The 16,732-nt window shown below is 66.6% G+C and carries 12 protein-coding genes; 3 read left to right on the plus strand and 9 right to left on the minus strand.

What is annotated here, in order from left to right:
* Positions 1 to 24: 24 nt before the first annotated feature.
* From AC1Q7F_RS21665 to AC1Q7F_RS21700, 8 genes are all read right to left on the minus strand, one after another.
* Positions 25 to 2,379 carry a TonB-dependent receptor gene (locus tag AC1Q7F_RS21665; protein WP_492510618.1) on the minus strand — a complete coding sequence of 785 codons (2,355 nt, stop codon included), beginning with the start codon at positions 2,377 to 2,379 and terminating at the stop codon, positions 25 to 27.
* A 157-nt stretch (positions 2,380 to 2,536) separates the two neighbouring features.
* Entirely contained in the window at positions 2,537 to 3,925 is a 1,389-nt protein-coding gene (locus AC1Q7F_RS21670; RefSeq protein WP_492510619.1) for an aminotransferase, read from the minus strand.
* Positions 3,926 to 3,936: 11 nt separating this feature from the next.
* Positions 3,937 to 5,304, minus strand: a complete 1,368-nt coding sequence (locus tag AC1Q7F_RS21675) for a peptide MFS transporter (protein WP_492510620.1) — start codon at positions 5,302 to 5,304, stop codon at positions 3,937 to 3,939.
* On the minus strand, positions 5,301 to 6,485 hold the full coding sequence (locus AC1Q7F_RS21680; RefSeq protein WP_492510621.1) for a serine hydrolase domain-containing protein: 1,185 nt from the start codon (positions 6,483 to 6,485) through the stop codon (positions 5,301 to 5,303). The genes AC1Q7F_RS21675 and AC1Q7F_RS21680 overlap by 4 nt, the downstream gene beginning before the upstream one ends.
* Positions 6,486 to 6,675: 190 nt before the next feature.
* Positions 6,676 to 8,043 carry a P1 family peptidase gene (locus tag AC1Q7F_RS21685; RefSeq protein ID WP_492510622.1) on the minus strand — a complete coding sequence of 456 codons (1,368 nt, stop codon included), beginning with the start codon at positions 8,041 to 8,043 and terminating at the stop codon, positions 6,676 to 6,678.
* A 121-nt stretch (positions 8,044 to 8,164) separates the two neighbouring features.
* On the minus strand, positions 8,165 to 8,788 hold the full coding sequence (locus AC1Q7F_RS21690; RefSeq protein ID WP_492510623.1) for an FMN-binding negative transcriptional regulator: 624 nt from the start codon (positions 8,786 to 8,788) through the stop codon (positions 8,165 to 8,167).
* The gene (locus tag AC1Q7F_RS21695; protein ID WP_492510624.1) at positions 8,788 to 10,263 is read right to left on the minus strand and encodes an NAD-dependent succinate-semialdehyde dehydrogenase; all 1,476 of its coding nucleotides are present in this window, start codon (positions 10,261 to 10,263) and stop codon (positions 8,788 to 8,790) included. The genes AC1Q7F_RS21690 and AC1Q7F_RS21695 overlap by 1 nt, the downstream gene beginning before the upstream one ends.
* Positions 10,264 to 10,364: 101 nt before the next feature.
* Positions 10,365 to 11,378 (minus strand): LysR substrate-binding domain-containing protein, encoded by a 1,014-nt coding sequence (locus tag AC1Q7F_RS21700; protein ID WP_492510625.1) that lies wholly within the window; start codon positions 11,376 to 11,378, stop codon positions 10,365 to 10,367.
* A gap of 187 nt (positions 11,379 to 11,565) precedes the next feature.
* On the opposite strand from AC1Q7F_RS21700, the gene gabT reads away from it, so the two are divergent.
* Positions 11,566 to 12,843: a 4-aminobutyrate--2-oxoglutarate transaminase gene (gene gabT / locus AC1Q7F_RS21705; RefSeq protein ID WP_492510626.1), complete on the plus strand. Its 1,278-nt coding sequence runs from the start codon at positions 11,566 to 11,568 to the stop codon at positions 12,841 to 12,843.
* Here the strand turns inward: gabT and AC1Q7F_RS21710 are convergent.
* A complete protein-coding gene (locus tag AC1Q7F_RS21710; RefSeq protein ID WP_492510627.1) occupies positions 12,825 to 13,505 on the minus strand; it encodes a TetR/AcrR family transcriptional regulator in 681 nt (226 codons plus the stop codon). The two genes, gabT and AC1Q7F_RS21710, sit on opposite strands and share 19 nt — an antisense overlap.
* Before the next feature lie 178 nt (positions 13,506 to 13,683).
* Here AC1Q7F_RS21710 and AC1Q7F_RS21715 point away from each other — a divergent pair, with 178 nt between their 5' ends.
* On the plus strand, positions 13,684 to 14,880 hold the full coding sequence (locus AC1Q7F_RS21715; RefSeq protein ID WP_492510628.1) for an aromatic ring-hydroxylating oxygenase subunit alpha: 1,197 nt from the start codon (positions 13,684 to 13,686) through the stop codon (positions 14,878 to 14,880).
* A 77-nt stretch (positions 14,881 to 14,957) separates the two neighbouring features.
* Positions 14,958 to 16,574: a phytoene desaturase family protein gene (locus tag AC1Q7F_RS21720; protein ID WP_492510629.1), complete on the plus strand. Its 1,617-nt coding sequence runs from the start codon at positions 14,958 to 14,960 to the stop codon at positions 16,572 to 16,574.
* The last annotated feature ends 158 nt before the right edge of the window (positions 16,575 to 16,732 follow it).

Below are 16,732 nucleotides of genomic sequence, written 5' to 3' on the forward strand. Positions count from 1 at the left end.
CCGGCAAGCGCCAGCCCCACTCAATTAATACCGGTAGGTCCCTGTGACCCCTACCGTGCGCGGCCGCAAGGTGGCGTTGGTGGTCAGGGGTGAGCCGTAGAAATGGTGGAAACGGCCCAGTTCCGGGTGGCTGTTGGTCAGGTTGTTGGCGAAGACGGAAAGGTCCAGCCCGTCGAACTTCACACCCACCCGGACATTCACCTGATTGACGACAGGCGCATTGGTCAGCACCGGGTCGTAGGAATAGACATTGGGATTGTCCAGCGGCGCCTTGCTGGAGAAGGTGTAATCGGCCCTTGCATAGGCGTCGCGGTCACCGGCGACGATGAAATCATACTGGCCCGTCACCGTCAGGGTGAAGCGCGGCCCGTCGAAAGCGGCCTCCCCCTTCTCCGCCAGCACGGCCCCCGCCCCGCCCAGCACCGTCTGGTCGAAGCTGGCATCATTATAGCCCAGCACCACGCCCAGGCTGAGATCATCCGTCACCCGCCCCTGAAGGGACAGATCGAACCCCTGCGAGGTGATGGAGCCGGAATTGTTGATGAAGCTGGATCCGCAGGTCGGCAGCCAGACCGACCGCTGCACATTCTTCCATTCAATGTAATAGCCGCTGGCCTCCGCCGTGGCGCGGCCACCGAACAGGGTGCCCTTGGTGCCGGCCTCATAGGACCAGACGCTGTCGCTGTCATAGGAGGTGGGGGACGCGGTCATGCCCAGGCTGGCCAGATCGGTACCGCAGAAGCTGGGCGGCACTGCTGTCTGCGCCCCGCCGGCCCGGAAGCCCTTGGATGCCGAGGCATAGACCATGATATCGGGATCCACCTGATAGGTGAGGCCGAATTTCGGCGTCACCGGGGTTTCGGAGGTGGAGCCCTGGCTTTGCAGCGTGCCGCCCACGAAGGGGCCGGCGGCATCCTGGGCGTGGCTGATCTTCAGATGCGCCACGCGCAGGCCGATGGTGGCCTTCAGCTTCTCGGTGAAGGCGTAATCGATCTGGCCGAAACCGGCGATCTGTTCCGTTTTAGACCGCGTCGTGCTGTCATAGAGATAGTCGCCCGGCAGCATGGGTGCCCCGAACCAGGACGCGACATTGAAGGCACCACCCGTGGCATTGCGGATCAGCTGGTCGATATAGCTGTCCTGGTTCACCTGCGTCGATTGCTGCTTCTCATGGCTATAGAAGCCGCCCACGACCCAGGTCAGCTTCCCGTCGCCTTCGTTCGATTGCAGCCGGACCTCCTGGCTGAAATTCTTTTGGCGTTCCCCGAAGAAGCCCGGCGCCTTCTGGCCCGGCAGGGTGACGTAGGCGCCGGAAATGGCGATCTCGCTGTCGAAATTGGTGTAATCGCGCACCTCGTCCTGGTCACGGTCGAAATAGGCCGTGACAGAGGTCAGGGAAAGGGCACCGAAATCGGCATTGATGGTCAGCGACGGCAGGTAGTAGCGGTCATGCTGCGGCTGGGCCAGGGCATAGCCGGTGCGAAACACACCGTCGCCGGGGCTCGACAGGCTTTCCCAATAGCCGGTCGTGTCATCAATATCGATGTCCTGGTAGTAAAGTGCCGGCGTGATGCGCAGCATCTCGTTCGGCGCCCAGGTCAGGGCGAGTTTGGCAGCCTTGCTGTCCTGGCTGTTGGCATCCTTGTCGGCGCGGGCATTGGTCTCCGGGTTCATGCGGTCGACCCAGCCGCCATCGCGGCGGTACCAGGCCGAACCGCGGAAGGCCAGCTTGCCCTCGGTCACCGGCGTGCTGACGGCGGCACCGGCCTCATAGCTGGGGGCACCGTCCTTGGTGAAACCCAGTTCGGCACGGCCATAGAGATGCATGTCATCCAGGTCGGGCTGTCCGGTGATGAAGCGGACGGCACCACCCTCCGCCCCGGCCCCGAACAGCGTACCCTGCGGCCCGCGCAGCACCTCCACCCGTTCCAGGTCGAAGATCTTGGGATAGACATTGGCCGAGGAGAAGCCCAGGGCCCGGACCTGGATGGGCACGTCATCGATATAGATGCCGGTGGTGGCCGCCCCATCGTTGGACTGGATGCCACGGATGGAGATGTTGGTGTTCGACCCGCTGAAATAATTCTGGCGGGTGAAGTTCAGGCCGGGCGTCAGGCGGGTGATATCCTCGACCTGGCGCACACCCTGATCGTCCATCTTCTCCTGGCTATAGGCAGCGATGGAGGCCGGCACGTCCAGCAGCCGCTCCGCCCGGCGGTTGGCCGTGACGATGATTTCTTCCAGCAGCACGCGCTGCCCGTCGGACGCGGTGGCCACGGTCTGCGCGGCAACGGGTGCGGAGGTGGCGGCGAAGAGTGCCGCCAGGGAGGTGGCCCGCAACAGCCGGCCGCGCGACAGGTTTCTGTCGATGACAGTCATGAGGATACCCCTGTTCAGAATTTGTTATTGGCGGGACGTCGCGTTCGGCCCAGGCGGCCACGGACATCTCTTTCGACCCGGATGATGACGCGATATTGCGCTGCGCAAACAGATGCCAATGGGGCCAGGATTGGTGACTTCAGGTCACCATGTGGGCTCAAGCTGGCTCGATTTCCGCCAGCGCCCCGGCCCCTGCCTCCAGCGCCTCGCCGATTACCGCGACGATGCGGTCGATCTCGGCCAGCGTCACGGTCAAAGGAGGGCTCATCACTGCCGTGTCGCGCACGGCACGCACCATGACGCCCTTATCGATGCAGATGTCGCGCAGGATGGGGCCGGCCTTGCCCTCCTTGCCGCCGAAGCGGCGGTTGGTGCCTTTTTCGGCCACGATCTCCACCGCCCCCAGCAGGCCGATGGACCGCACCTCCCCCACCAGCGGATGGCCCGCCAGCCGCTGCAACGCCATGGCCAGATAGGGCCCGGTCTCGTCACGGGTGCGCTCCACCAGCCCCTCGCGCTCGATAATGTCGATATTGGCCAGGGAGACGGCGGCGGCGGTGGGGTGACCGGAATAGGTGTAGCCATGGATGAAGGCGCCACCGGCTTCGCGCAGCGTCTCCACGATATGCCCGGCCACACCCACGGCGGAGATGGGGACATAGCCGGACGACAGGCCCTTGGCCATGGACACGATGTCGGGCGACACGCCGTAATGCTGGAAACCGAACCAGCTGCCCAGCCGGCCGAAACCGCAGATCACCTCGTCACAGACCAGCAGGATGCCGTATTTGCGGCACACGGCCTCGATGCGCGGCCAGTAATCGGCGGGCGGAATGATGACGCCGCCGGCACCCTGCACCGGCTCCCCGATGAAGGCGGCGACATTCTCCGGCCCCAGTTCCAGGATGCGGGCTTCCAGCGCGTTCACGGCGCGGGCGCAGAACGCCTCTTCATCCTCCCCGAACCCTTCATTGAAGGCATAGGGCTGCATGATGTGGCTGAAGCCCGGCAGCAGCGGCCCGCCCTGGGCCCGCATCGGCCCCATGCCGCCCAGGCTGACCCCGGCGATGGTGGAGCCGTGATAGGCGTTGTCGCGGGCGATGATGATCTGGCGGGCCGGCTCCCCCTTCACGGTCCAGTAATGGCGGACCAGGCGGATGATGGTGTCGATCGCCTCCGACCCGGAATTGTTGAAGAAGATGTGCGGCAGGCCGGGTCCCAGCAGGCCGGCCAGGCGGGCAGCCAGTTCCACGGTGGGCACCGGGACGGTCTTGAAAAAGCTGTTGTAGTAGGGCAGCTCGCGCATCTGGTCATAGGCGGCACGGGCCAGTTCCTCGCGACCATAGCCCACCTGCACGCACCACAGGCCGGCCATGGCATCCAGGATGCGGTTGCCGTCGCCATCGATGATGGTCGCACCCTCTGCTCTGGTGATGATGCGGCTGCCGCCCATGTCGCGGATCAGCCTGTAATCCTGCTGGGCCGGCAGATGGTGCGCGACGTCCAGGCGGCGCAGGGCCGCGATGTCGTGATTGCGGATGCTCATGGGGACTATCCTTATCGGGCAAGCACGCGGCCCAGCGACCGCTTCAGCAGCAGGAGGATCAGGGACCCGGCGCCGACGATGGCGGCATGCAGGGTCCAGAAGCCGGCCGGGCTCATCGCCTCATAGAAGCGGCCCAACCAGCCGCTGGCGATGGAACCGCCGAAGATGGACAGGTAATAGACGCCGACCATCATGGCGTTCACCGATGGCGGCCCGTTGCGGGTGAACAAAGCCAGCGCGATGGGGGCCACATGCAGATACCCCGACGCGCAGATGAAATGGAACAGGAGGGGCCAGATGACAGCGATCCGCCCGTCACCGCCGCCCACCAGCTCCGACAGCGCCAGCCACAGGCAGGCGGCGGCGAACAGGGCATAGCCGATGATCAGCTTGCCCAGATCACCCGGCTCCGCTTGTCGCCGGGCCAGACGGCGCCAGATGACCAGGCTGACGGGCGCCAGTGCCAGCACGGCCAGCGTGTCCACCGACTGGAACCAGGTGATGGGCAGGTCGAACCCGAACAGGCTGCGGTCCACCCGGTCGCGGATCCACAGCACATAGGTGGTCCAGACCTGGGTCTGCACCGTCCAGAACAGGGTGGCGGTCAGCAGCACCAGCAGCAGGGCCAGGATGACCTGCCGGTCCTTGCCCGACAGGCTGGCGCGCGGTCCGTCAGCCTTGACGATTTCATCGGGCGGCAGATGGTGGCGCCCGGCCAGATAGATCACCAGCCCGATCAACATGCCGATGCCGGCCGCCGCGAACCCGTAATGCCAGCCATAAAGCTCGCCCAAGGTGCCGCAGACCAGCGGCGCCAGGCAGGCGCCCAGATTGATGGCCATGTAATAGAGGGAGAAGGCGGCATCGCGCCGGCTGTCGGTGCGGTCGTAAAGGGCCCCGACCTGGGCCGCCAGATTGCCCTTCAGCAGCCCACAGCCCAGCACCAGGCACAGCAGGGCCAGCAGGAACGCCGCCTCGAACGCCATGACGAAATGGCCGAACGCCATCAGCCCGGCACCGATGGCCACGGCCCGGCGCCGGCCGATCCAGCGGTCGCCGACCAGCCCGCCGAAGATCGGCGTCAGATAGGTCAATCCGCCATAAAGCCCGAAGACCTGGGTGGCCAGGGCCTGGGTGGAAAGCGGGCCAAAGATGCCCTCCACCGCCGCGCGGAACGGGTGGAAGCCCGCCACCTGCTCCACCGCCTCCGGCTGGAACAGGTACCCCGCCATATAGAGCACCAGGAGCGCCTGCATGCCGTAGAAGGAAAACCGCTCCCACGCTTCGGTGAACACGATATAGGCCAGCCCCCTGGGATGGCCGAAGAAACCACGGGATGCGGGCAGAAGCGGGGAGAGGCGGGCAATGCTGTCGCTCATCGATCATCCTTGGCGAAAGCCGCCGCGACGGCATTGAAGAAATCCAGATCGGGAATGGCCTCGGCCCCCTTGGGCTTGGACCGGGCGGAATTGACCGCCACCACCAGCCGGCGGGCCGGGTTCACATAGATATACTGGCCGAAGATGCCGCCGGCCCGATAGGCGCGGTCGGCAAAGCCGCCGTCGGTGCCCGGCTGCGGCCACCACATGTACCCATAATCCAGGCGCTGGCCGGCGAGGTGCCGGGGCCTCGTCGCCTCATCCACCCAACCTGCCGGCAGGACGCGCTGGCCCTGCACCACGCCGTCATCCAGCATGAACAGGCCGAAACGGGCGAAGTCGCGCAGGCAGGCATGCAGGCCGCTGCCCGCCACCTCCAGCCCGCCCGGCGCTTCCAGCCACCAGGCGGCATCCTGTTCCATGCCAAAGGGCCGCCAGATCTTCTCCGACAGGTAATCGGACAGCGACCGGCCCGTGGCGGCCTGGACCAGGGCGCCCACCACATGCGTCTCGCCGGTGGAGTAGTTGAAGATCGTGCCGGGCGGCCCAGCCTTGGGCATTTCGGCCAGATGCGCCAGGATGGTGCCGGGCGCCTGCGCGATCTGGGCCTCCAGCATGCGCCGGCGGTCGGACGCCGGGTCGCCATAATCCTCGTGGAAAGCCACGCCCGAGGTCATCTGCAACACATCGCGGATGGGCACGCCGTCATAGGCGCTGTCGCGCAGCGGCTCGACATAGTCGGCGACATTGTCGTCCAGGCTGTTGATCAACCCGTCCTGCATGGCGGCCCCCACCAGGGTGGTGCTGACCGACTTTGCCATGGACATGGACAGCCACCGCGTCTCCGCATGGTTGCCCAACTGATAGGTCTCCAGTGCCACGGCCCCGTCCTGGATGATGATCAGCCCGGCCACACGGTTGCCGGACAGATAATCATAGAGATCGACCATGCGCCCGCCGCTGGTGAAGCGCAGAGCGTCGAAATCCGCCGGCCGCTGCGGCAGGATGGAGACCTGGGGACCAGCCGGCACGCGGCGCGTGGCGAACAGCTTATCACCCTGGCGCAAGGTCTGCGCCATCCGGTCGGGCGCCAGCGCGCCGGAATAGGCCCGCCGGGCACGGTCAGCCATGCTCATGTCGGCCGGGTCGAAGGGGTTGGATTTTCGGGACGGCATGTCCATGGAGGGGTCCTGGTTGCAAACTTGCTTCGCCGCGTCACGCATCCTTTCCGCCTTCCCGGCGAAAGCCGGGACCCAGGGGCCACAGGAACCATCCTGTCGGCAGCGTCAAGCGACCCTGGGGAAAGGTCGCACATGCGGCCCCTGGGTCCCGGCTTTCGCCGGGAAGGCGGAAATTGAGCAACCCACTGGGTTATCGCCGCCCCACCTGCTCCACCTGGCCGGGGTTCAGCACCAGCACACCCGGGGCCGTGAACCGCGCCGTCAGCGGATAACGGCCGGGAACCGTGAAGTCCGTCGCCGATACGGGGAGCAGTTCCACCTTCGCATCCTTCTTGATGGCGAAGGCCGGACGCTCGCCGGTGGCCTGGGCATAGAGCCTGTCGCCCTCGGCGGTCACACTCACCTTCACATGACCGGAGAACACATAATCGCCGGCCAGCGCCGCCGTGGCCTCAGGCTTCAGCACCGCCCTGTGCGCCGGTTTCGGCGCCTCGGGCTGGTCGGGCACGGATGACAGGATGGCGTCCCACATCACCTCCCCCGCCACGGTGGACAGGTCGAAGGAGGGCATGCCTTGCGCCTCCTCAATCTCCGCCGTCGACACGGCATAGAGCACGTCGCCGTCGAAGATCGTGGCGAAGGGCTGCAGACCGCGCGCCATGGAGGTATGGACCTGCACGGCCAGCCGCTCCAGCTCAGCCTGGTCCAGCTTCTGGTTGGTGACGACCAGCGAGACGGTGGTGTTGCGCCGCTCATCCTTGCCGGTGGCCAGACCCTTCCAATCCGGCTTGCGACTGGCCGGCATGCCCTGCACCAGATCGGCGGCCTTCAGCACCTTGGGCCAGTCCTTGTCCTTGTGACAGGCCACGACATTGCCGTCGCGGTCGGTGACCACGCCCAGGGCGTTGACCACGGTGAAGGCCGCTATCTTCACCTCGCCCACCTGCCGGAACGCCCCGCCCTGGCCCGATGCCGCGTTGCAGCCGAACAGGCCGCCGGTACGCGCCAGCCGGCCCGCCCCTTGCGCCCCCAGCGGGAAGACGCCCGGACGGGCGGCGCGATAGGCGGCCTGCGCCAGCTTCTTGTCGGGATAGATCTCATTCAGGCGGCGGTCGCCCAGATCATAGATGATGGCGCCGACCGACAGGGCGATATTGTCCCAGGACCCGCCGCGATAGCCGTCATCCATCATGGCCGTGGCCACGGCCGTCGTCGCCTCCAGCCCGTACCAGGACCCGCCGGCAAAGACCACGGCATCCAGGTCGGGCACGGCATAGCCCAGGCGCAGGTAGTCGGTATTCACCGTGCCCGGCCCGCCGCCGCGCACATCGACGGCGGCATGCACCTTGCGCCCGAAAGTGAAGACGGTGACGCCGGTCGGCCCTTCCTGATACTCGCCCGTACCGATGCGCAGCAGGGGCCAGTCGAAGGCCAGCTGCTTGGCCCCGGCATTGACGATTGGCACCAGCTGTTCCTGCCCCGCCCCCGCCGGCACCGCCGCCAGAAGACTGAGCGCCAGGGCGAACCCCGAGGATTTCCGACCGTTCTTCGCCTTCATGCCCGTCTCACCTGCTTGTTCTGCGGATCATTGCCGTGCGTCATGGTGCGCTTGTCACACCCCGCCCGTGAAGATGACAATCGGGTCGGGCATGGTGCGCCATTGGCACCAGCCCGACAGGTCACCAACCCAGGCCCAGATCGGCCGCCATCAGTTGCGCCACATCGGCCTCCATCCCCCCGCCATGGGCGGTCAGCGCACACATCACCCGCATCCGGTCGCCGGGCGGGTGGCGCTGGCTTAGCTTGGTGGCGCCCTCGATCGCCTCTACATGGATGCGGAAGGAGCGGATCATCGGCAGCAGGAAGGCGACACGGCCCGCCGGCGCCTTCTCCAGGGTCCAGGGGTCGGGATTGCCCCGCTCCATCAGCGCGTTGGTGCGGCGCAGGATGGCCAGCTGCCCCTCCTCATCATCAATGGGGGTCAGACGGCCGCGCACCTGGGCGGTGACATAGTTCCAGGTCGGCACCTCCTGCTTTTCCTTGTACCAGGAGGAACTGACGAAGGCGTGCGGGCCGGCGAAGATGGCCAGGACCGGTATGCCGTCGGTCAGCGTCGCCGCCTGCGGATTGGCGCGCGAGAGGTGTCCGATCATCCGCGTCTCGTCCCCGTTACGCTCGAACATGATGGGGGTGGAGGTGGCCAGCAGCGGGGCGTCACCGCCGCCGGTAATGAACTGGGCGAAGGGATAGCGGTGGACGATGGCGGCGGGATCGATGGCGCCATAGGGGTGCGGAGTATACATCACGCCCCCGCTGCCGGCACGTCGATGCAGATCGACTTGATGTCCAGATAGTCGTCCAACCCGTGGAAGCCGCCCTCACGCCCCTGCCCGCTCTCCTTAATGCCGCCGAAGGGGGCGGCTTCGGTGGTCAGGACGGCTGTATTGACGCCGACCATGCCGTATTCCAGCGCATCGGCCACCCGGTGCGCGCGGGCCAGATCGCGGGTGAGGAAATAGGCGGCCAGGCCGGCCCGTGTGTCGTTGGCGATGGCGACAGCTTGCGCCTCAGTCGTGAAGCGATGCAGGGCCGCCAGGGGACCGAACGTCTCCTCACTCATCACGGCAGCCTCCGCCGGCACATCGACCAGCACCGTGGGTTCATAGAACCGCCCCTCGGCATCCGGCGTGGCCCCGCCGGTCAGGATGCGGGCCCCCAGCCGCACGGCATCGTCGGCATGGCGCGCCACTTTCAGGATGGCGGCACCATTGATCAGCGGGCCCATCCGCGTCTGTTCCATCAGCCCGTCGCCCAGCACCAGCGCCGCCGCGCGGTCGGCCAGCATCCGGGCGAACCGGTCGTAAATCCCGGCCTGCACCAGGAAGCGGTTGGCGGAGATGCAGGTCTGGCCGGCATTGCGGAACTTGGCCAGCATCGCCGCCTCCAGCGCCACGTCCAGGTCGGCATCATCGAACACGATGAAGGGCGCGTTGCCCCCCAGTTCCATGGAAATGCGCTTCATGGACTCCATGCAGCGCCCGGCCAGATGCTTACCGATACGGGTGGAGCCGGTGAAGGACAGCTTGGCGACGCGGCTATCCTCCACCATCACATCGCCGATGGGCTGCGGCTGGCCGGTGACGATGTTGAACACGCCCTTGGGCACCCCGGCTTCCTGCGCTAGCACGCCCAGTGCCAGCGCGGAATAGGGCGTCAGTTCCGATGGCTTCAGCACCATGGTACATCCCACGGCCAAGGCCGGCCCCACCTTGCGCGCGATCATCGAGGACGGGAAGTTCCAGGGCGTGATGGCCGCCACCACGCCCACCGGGGTGCGGGTGACCAGCATGCGCTTGTCGGCGCGATGGCCGGGCAGCACCTCGCCATAGACCCGCCGCGCCTCCTCCGCATACCATTCCAGAAAGGCGGATGTCGACCGCACCTCGGCCAGCGCTTCCGGCAGGGGCTTGCCCTGTTCGAAGGTCAGGATGCGGGCCAGGTCGCCCTCATGCGCCTGCACCAGCCCCGCCCAGCGGCGCAGCACCTGCCCCCGCTCCTTAGCCGCCAGCACCCGCCAGCCGGGCAGGGCCGCATGCGCGGCGGCCACCGCGTCCTGTGCGGCGTCGATACCAAGGTCAGGCACGGTGCCGATGGCGATGCCCGTGGCCGGGTTGGTAACGGTCAGCAGGCTGGTGCTGCCAACCCACTCGTCATTGATCAGGGCGGACTGGCGGAAAAGATCGCCCCGACGGATCGGCGGGGCCTGGAAGCGGGCCATTTGGGTTCATCCGGCAATTTCTCGGGCACCCCAGCCTCGCAAATCCGGACTGCCCGACGGGAGATGCCAAAGGCGCCGTGGGCGGTGACCGGATGTCACCATCAACCCGGCCCTTTCCGTCCCCCCGTGACCAGCGCCTTGGGCATCTCCTTGGCCACCGCCGCCAGCAGCCATTGGCGGAAACGGGCGATGGGGGCGGCGCGCCAGCGGTCCTCCCGCGCCACGAAGATATAGGCGCCCAGCGGCATCAGGTGGAAATCGGGCAGGTCCGCCCCCACCTCCACCAGCCGCCCGGCCGCCAGATCGTCGGCGGCAATCAGATGGTTGCCCAGCGCGATGCCGCGTCCGCGCCTTGCGGCATCCAGGGTCAGGTGCGCGTGCCACAGCCGCGGACCCGTCAATTCCCCGTGCCCGATGACGCCGTGCCCCGACAGCCAGCAGGCCCAGACATCGAAACTTTCCTCATGCAGCAGCTGGTGGTGCCGCAGATCCTGGCAGGTGCGGATGGGCGGGTTGGCCGCCAGATAGTCCGGGCTGGCCAGCGGAATGGTCGGCGGCTGCGCCACCTCCACGCTCTGCACACCCGACGACAGAGCCAGGGGTGAGCCGTAAATGGGGGCGAAGCGGACATCCACATCCGCCTCGTGCTTGGCGAAGTCGGGGCAGGTATCGGTGGGTCGCAATTCGATATCCAGGCCGGGGTTCGCCGCCTCGAACTGGTTCAGGCGCTGCATCAGCCAATGAAAGGCGAAGCCCGGCATGCACCAGATCAGCAGGCGGCGATTGTCGCTGCGCTTCATCAGGTCCAGCGTGGCGGCCGCGATGCCGTCCATGGCCTGGGCGATGCGCTTGTGATAGCGCGCCCCTTCCTCCGTCAGCACGGCACCGGCCCGGCTGCGCTCGATCAGGCCCGTGCCTGTCCAGGCCTCCAGCGTGCGCAGGTGACGGCTGACGACGGCATGGTCCAGGTCCAGCATCTCCGCCGCCCGGCGCACGCCGCCCAGCCTTGCCACGGCGTCGAACGCTCGCAGCGCCGCGAACGGCGGCAGAGCCTTCTTTCCGGGCAGGCTGGACGGGTTGGCGGGGCTTTCAGGGACGGTCTTGTCGTCGCTCATCATCGCTTCCGGCGGCGGAACGGGTGAGCAGCTTGCAATGAAAACGCCACGGCACGCAATCACCCGCGGCCACACCGGCTGGTGCCCCCACCGCACCAGCGGCGACGCATTACGCACTGTGGTGGCAGGCGGGCGGCGGGCGATACCGAGGACAGGATTTCCACCTGCATCGGGATCGATCAGCATCATGACCAGCAATGCCGACCTTCTGCGCCGCCGCGATGCCGCCGTGCCACGCGGCGTGGCCACCGCCTTTCCCATCCATGCCGACCGGGCGGAGAATGCCGAGCTGTGGGACGTGGAGGGGCGCCGCTTCGTGGATTTCGCCGGCGGCATCGCCGTGCTGAATACCGGCCACCGCCACCCGCGCGTCATGGCGGCCGTGGCGGCCCAGGCGGAGCGCTTCACCCACACCGCCTTCCAGGTCGCCGCCTATGAAAGCTATATCGAGCTGGCGGAAAAGCTGAACGCACGCGCCCCCTTCTCAGGCCCGGCCAAGAGCATCTTCTTCACCACCGGGGCGGAGGCGCTGGAAAATGCCGTGAAGATCGCCCGCGCCGCCACCGGCCGGCCCGGCATCATCACCTTCACCGGCGCCTTCCATGGCCGCACCCTGATGACCATGGCGATGACCGGCAAGGTCGTACCCTACAAGCGCCCCTTCGGCCCGCTGCCGGGCGACGTGTTCCACGTCCCCTTCCCCGCCAATGGCGTGACGGTGACCGACAGTCTGAAGGCCCTGGATTTCCTGTTCGCCGCCGATATCGGGCCGGAGCGGGTGGCCGCCATCGTCATCGAACCCGTGCAGGGCGAGGGCGGGTTCCACCCGGCCCCGGCGGAACTGCTGCGGGCCTTGCGCGATATCTGCGACCGGCACGCCATCCTGCTGGTCGCGGACGAGGTGCAGACCGGCTTCGCCCGGACGGGCACGCTGTTCGCCATCCAGCATGCGGGCGTGGAACCCGATATGGTGACCATGGCCAAGTCCATCGCCGGCGGCTTCCCCCTGTCGGGCATCCTGGGCCGCGCCGCCATCATGGACCGGGTCGATCCGGGCGGGCTGGGCGGCACCTATGCCGGCAGCCCGCTGGCCTGCACCGCCGCGCTGGCCGTGCTGGACGTGATCGAGGAGGAGGGGTTGTGCGCGCGGGCCGACATCATCGGGGCGCGTATCCGCGCACGGCTGGAGTCCCTTTCGCTGCGCAACGATATCCGCCCCATCGCCGACATCAGGGGGCCGGGGGCGATGATCGGCTTCGATCTGGTCACCGCTGACGGCGCGCCTGACCGGGAGGCAGCGGCCAAGGTGACGCAGAAGGCGCTAGCCGAGGGGCTGATCCTGCTGTCCTGCGGCACCAACGCCAACACCATCCGCATCCTGGTGCCTCTGACCGTATCGGACGCGGTACTGGCCGAGGGGCTGGACCGGCTGGAGCGGGCGCTGGGCTACGGCATGTCAGCCTGACCCTCAATCGATCCATCCCTCGTCATCCCGGTGACAAGCCGGGATACAAAAGCACCGGATGCGAACGCATCCACCCAGCCCTCGCACATTGCCACCCCGTCCTCGACGCTGAAATTGCTGGGATTCAGACACCAGGTCAGCCACAGCCCGTCCAGCATGGCGTTCAGCGCCGTCGCCGCCGCGCGCAGGTTCTGCGGCGGCAGATTATTCTCCACGGCCAGGGCGCCCAGATGGCGCTCCAGCACCTGGCGGTACTGGCCATAGGTGCGCTGCTGCACCGTCTGCATGTCCTGGGAATGGCGCACCATGCTCCAGAATACCACCCAGACGCCCAGCATGTCGGGGTCCAGCACGGCGGGCCCGAAACTCTCATGAATGAACCGGCTGAGACATTCGCGCGGACTGCCGGCGGCGGCGGAGCTTTCCAGCAGGCTGGCCGCGATGCCGCCGGACAGCGTCTCATAGGCGTGGCTGATCAGCTGGTCGATGCTGGGATAATAATGGTTGATCAGGCCGATGGAGACATCGGCGGCCGCCGCGATCTTGCGCACCGACACGCCGGCATGGCCATGTTCGGCCAGGCAACGCAGCGTGGCCTCGACCAGATGCTCCCGGCGCATTTCCGGCTGGATGCGGGAGAATTTGCGGGTCGGCGCAGCCATTCCAACGCTCCTTGTTGAACGGCTGATCTGTCTATCACGCAGCCATCCGGCCTGTCGCGCGCAAAGCGCCGTCAGTATGCACAGGCCCCATTGACAGGGGGCCACCGCTCTTGCACGAATGTTCAACAAGAGCGGTGGCGAGCCGCCATCATCCATTCCCGCGCATGGAGGTATCCCAATGGCTGACGCGATCCGCACCCTTGGCGACCAGACGGGCCTGGATGACGATGATGATTTCAGCCTGCCGGGATGGATCTACCGCGACGCCGATTTCCATGATGTCGAGCGGGAGGTGATCTTCCGCACCTCCTGGCAGATCGTCTGCCACAATAACGACATCCCCCATCCGGGCGACTATCACAGCTTCAATTTCCTGGGCGAAAGCGTGGTGGTGCTGCGCGGGCAGGATGGTACGGTCCGGGCCTTCCACAATGTCTGCCGCCACCGTGCGGCCCGTCTGCTGGACGGCGATGTCGGCAATTGCGGCAAGCGCATCGTCTGCCCCTACCATGCCTGGACCTACAGCACCGACGGCGCGCTGACCGGCGTGCCCCATCGCAAGGAATTCCCCGATTTCCGGCTGGCCGATTATCCGCTGCTGGCCGTGGCGCTCGAGATCTATCACGGCTTCATCTTCATCCGGCTGGAGGACAATGGCGGCCCCAGCGTGGCGGCGATGATGGCACCCTATGAGCATGAGATCGCGCCCTACCGGCTGGAGGAGCTGATGCCGCTGGGCCGCGTGACCCTGCGGCCGCGCGCGGTGAACTGGAAGAATGTCGGCGACAATTATTCCGACAGCCTGCACATCACGGTGGCACACCCGGGATTGACCCGTCTGTTCGGCCATGGCTACGGCCTGGAATCCCGGGAATGGGTCGACAAGATGTGGGGCTATCTGATCGAACCGCCGTCCAGGAACCTGTCGGAACGCTTCTATCAGAAATACCTGCCGGAGGTGCCGCACCTGCCGGCCGACCGCCAGCGGCTCTGGACCTATTTCAAGCTCTGGCCCAACCAGGCCCTCGACATCTATCCAGACCAGATCGACTTCATGCAGTGGATCCCGACCTCGCCCACCCAAAGCGTGATCCGCGAGATCGCCTATGTCCATCCGGACGCGCGGCGGGAGATGAAGGCCGTGCGCTATGCCAACTGGCGCATCAACCGCCAGGTCAATATCGAGGACAAGGCCCTGATCGAACGGGTACAGCAGGGCATGAACGGCAAGGCCTATTCCACCGGCCCGCTGGGCAAGAACGAGGTGTCGTTGCGCGCCTTTGCCCGCCGCATCCGGGCGCTGATCCCCGAAAGCCGCCTGGCCCAGGCGCCGGCGGCCGGGTGGAAGGGCCGGCGGGCCGTGCCGATGACGTGACGGGGCCTTGCATCTCCCAACATCATTGCCAAACCATCGAAACCCGGCGCCCGCGCCGGTGAACAGGAGCAGGGTTCATGCGCGACGTCGTGATCATCGGGGGTGGCCATAATGGCTTGGTCTGTGCCGCGTATCTGGCCAAGGCGGGCCTGAAGGTCACGGTGCTGGAACGCCGCCATGTCGTGGGCGGTGCGGCGGTGACGGAGGAATTCGTCCCCGGTTTCCGCAACTCCGTCGCCGCCTATACCGTGTCGCTGCTGAACCCCAAGGTCATCAATGACCTGGACCTGGCAGGCCATGGGCTGACGGTGGTGGAGCGCGAGATCGCCAATTTCCTGCCGCTGGAGGATGGCCGCTACCTGAAGGCCGGCGGCAATGGCCTGACCCGGCGTGAGGTGGCGAAGTTCTCACAATCCGACGCCGACCGCCTGCAGGATTACGAGGAAAAGACCGGCGCCATTGCCGATGTGCTGCGCGACATCGTCTTGCAGACCCCGCCCAATGTCGTGCGCGGCGGCCTGTTCGCGGCCATTCCCGAATTGATCAAGGGGGCCAGGCTGGGCCAGCGCATGCGCCAGCTGGACCTGGAGCTTCAGCGCGAGCTGCTGGACCTGTTCGCCATGTCGGCCGGCCATTACCTGGACCGCTGGTTTGAAAGCGATCCGATCAAGGCGCTGTTCGGCTTCGACAGCATCGTCGGCAATTTCGCCAGCCCCTATACGCCGGGCTCGGCTTACGTCCTGCTGCACCATGTGTTTGGCGAGGTGAATGGCAAGAAGGGGGCCTGGGGCCATGCCATCGGCGGCATGGGCGCCATCACCCAGGCCATGGCGAAAGCCGCCATGGCGGCCGGCGTGGAGATCATCACCGATAGCCCGGTGACCGAGGTGATCATCATGAAGGGCCGGGCCGTGGGCGCGGTCACCGCCAAGGGTACGGCCGTGCGCGGCCGGCTGGTCGTGTCCAACCTGAACCCCAAACTGCTGTTCGACAAGCTGGTGGCCGCCAACGAACAGCCGGCGGAATTCCACCACCGCATCACCCACTGGCGCTGCGGGTCGGGCACCTTCCGCATGAATGTGGCCCTGTCGGAACTGCCCGACTTCACCTGCCTGCCCGGCAAGGCGCGGGCCGAGCATCACACGGCCGGCATCATCATCGCGCCCAGCCTGGATTACATGGACAAGGCCCATATGGACGCCAAGCGCGACGGCTGGTCCAAACGCCCCATCGTGGAGGTGCTGATCCCATCGACCCTGGACCCCACCCTGGCCCCGCCGGGCCAGCATGTGGCCAGCCTGTTCTGCCAGCATGTCAGCCCGGAACTGCCCGACGGAAAGTCCTGGGATGATTACCGGGAGGACGTGGCGGACCTGATGATCGACACCGTCAACCAGCACGCCCCCAACTTCAAGGCATCCGTCATCGGCCGGCAGATCAACAGCCCGCTGGACCTGGAGCGCACCTTCGGCCTGCTGGGCGGCGACATCTTCCATGGCGCCCTGGACCTGAACCAGATCTTCTCCGCCCGTCCCATGCTGGGCCATGCCGATTACCGCACGCCCATCAAAGGCCTGTACCAGTGCGGCGCCGGCACCCATCCGGGCGGCGGCGTTACGGGTGCCCCCGGCCATAATGCCGCGCGCGAAATCCTGGCCGATCTGCGCGCCAAGCGCATCCCCACCTCCGCGTGAGGATGGAGGCGGGCCGCCGCTAAGCTATGGAGCTTCCGGCCGCGGCGGGTATGTATGAAGCCGCCGAATGATTCAAACCCGTTAACCATAGTTATTGAACGCATGCTCAATGGAGAATAATGTTCTGCATCCGACCTGTTGAGCGGCCGAAGGGCCCG

The organism is Niveispirillum sp. GW835-FHT14G11, assembly GCF_058793615.1.